The organism is Halomonas sp. 707D4 (genome assembly GCF_024158685.1).
In the GTDB taxonomy this organism is placed as follows: Bacteria; Pseudomonadota; Gammaproteobacteria; order Pseudomonadales; family Halomonadaceae; genus Vreelandella.
Genome location: NZ_JAMZBD010000551.1, coordinates 1 through 1841 on the forward strand (window position 1 = coordinate 1; position 1841 = coordinate 1841).

At 68.6% G+C, this 1841-nt stretch carries 2 protein-coding genes; both read left to right on the plus strand.

Annotated elements, in window-relative coordinates; all coding sequences use genetic code 11:
• Positions 1-848: YcjX family protein (locus tag BIS11_RS16450; protein WP_253586569.1), on the plus strand; the 848-nt coding region annotated here is incomplete at its 5' end.
• A partial coding sequence (locus BIS11_RS16455) for a YcjF family protein (RefSeq protein WP_253586570.1) occupies positions 845-1841 on the plus strand: 997 nt, incomplete at its 3' end. The genes BIS11_RS16450 and BIS11_RS16455, both read left to right, overlap by 4 nt.

Here is a 1841-nt window from a genome sequence, read left to right on the forward strand (position 1 = left end):
CCGCCGAGGTCGACGAGGCCACGCTCGCAAGCGTGGCGAAGATGTACGCCGAGGGCTTGAAGCGCGCCAAGCAGGCGGGCTTTTCCGATCTGCAGCCCGGGCGCTTTTTGCTGCCCGGCGAGCTCGAGGACGCGCCGGTACTGCAGTTCTTCCCGCTGCCGGATCTGACAAAGCCCCGGGAAACCCTGGAAGCGCTGCCGCAGGAGAGCCTCTACGCCACGCTCAAGGCGCGATTTCGCTACTACCAGCAGCAGGTGGTGCGACCTTTCTACCGCGACCACTTTCGCCGCTTCGACCGCCAGATCGTGCTGGTCGACGTGCTCGGTGCGCTCAACGCCGGGCCCGAGCGCTTCGAGGATCTCTCGCGCGCGCTTGGCCAACTGATGAAGAGCTTCGACTACGGCAAGCGCAGCCTGCTCACGCGGCTGTTCGCGCCCAAGATCGACCGCCTCGCCATCGCCGCCACCAAGGCGGACCACGTCACCCCGGACCAGCACGCCAACGTGGTGGCGCTGCTGGAGGCCCTGCTGGCCGAGCCCTTGAAGGATCTGCGCTACGCCAACGTGCCGGTGAAGGCGTTCTCGCTCGCCGCCATTCGCGCCACCGCTGCCCGCGAGGTGCAGGAGGACGGCAAGCGCACGCCGGCGCTGCGCGGCACCACCCTCGAGGGCGAAGAGGTGCTGCTCTACCCGGGGGACGTGCCGAACCGGCTGCCGGGAGCGGACTTCTGGCAACGCCAGGGCTTCGACTACCCGAGCTTTCGCCCGATGCAGCGCGAAAGCGACGCGCTCGATCATATCCGCATGGACGCCGCCCTCGACTGGCTGATTGGAGACAAGTTGCAATGACCACGCCCAACCCGCGCCGCCAGTTCAGCCTCGACGATACACCGCCGCCGGATGAGCCGCTGCGCGCTGGCGAGCGTTTCGATCCGCTGCACGAGGATGCGCCGCTGGCCGAGCCGGAAGTCCGCGCGCTGCCCGAGGAAAACCTGGGCGCGCCGCGCAAGCGCCGCTGGGGGTTGATGTTCGCGCTGATCGGTGCAGGCGGCCTGGGAGCCGCCGAGTTCGCCACTGGCATTCCGGATGCCATTGCAGGCTCGGCCTGGCTGAGCGTGGCCTGGCAGGTCTTTGGCCTCGGGCTGATTACCCTCGGCGGCGCATCGCTGGTCAAAGAGCTGGGCCGGCTCAAGCGGCTCAAGCGCCACGACCGACTGCGCGAGGAGCTCGCCACCCTCCCCCACTGCTCCTTCGAGCAAGCCACGTCACTGGCGCAAAAGCTGAAAGTGCAGCTCAAGCTCACGGATGACGACCCGAACTGGCAAGCGTTCACGCGCGCCTGCCAGCCACACCACAGCGGCGCCGAGGTCCAGACGCTGTTGTGCTATCACCTGCTCGCCCCGCGCGATCGCAGGGCCAAGCGCCTGGTGACACGCATGTCCGGCGAGACGGCCCTGATGGTGGCGATCAGCCCGTTGACGCTGGTCGACATGGCGCTGGTCGCCTGGCGAAGCCTGGCCATGGTCGACCGCCTCTGCCGGCTCTACGGGCTGGAGCTCGGCTACGCCAGCCGCCTGCGCCTGTTTCGCAACGTCTTGCACAACATGGCCTTCGCCGGTGCCAGCGAACTCGCCACCGACGTCAGCGTCGACATGCTCTCGCTGGATTTGACCGCGCGGCTCTCCGCTCGGGCGGGCCAGGGGCTCGCCACCGGCCTTCTCAGCGCCCGGCTGGGGCTACGCGCCCAGCGCCTGTGCCGACCGCTGGCCTTCACGCCAGAAGAGCAGCCGAAGCTCGCCGATCTGCGCCAGGACCTGTGGCACCAGCTCAAGCGCCTCGCTG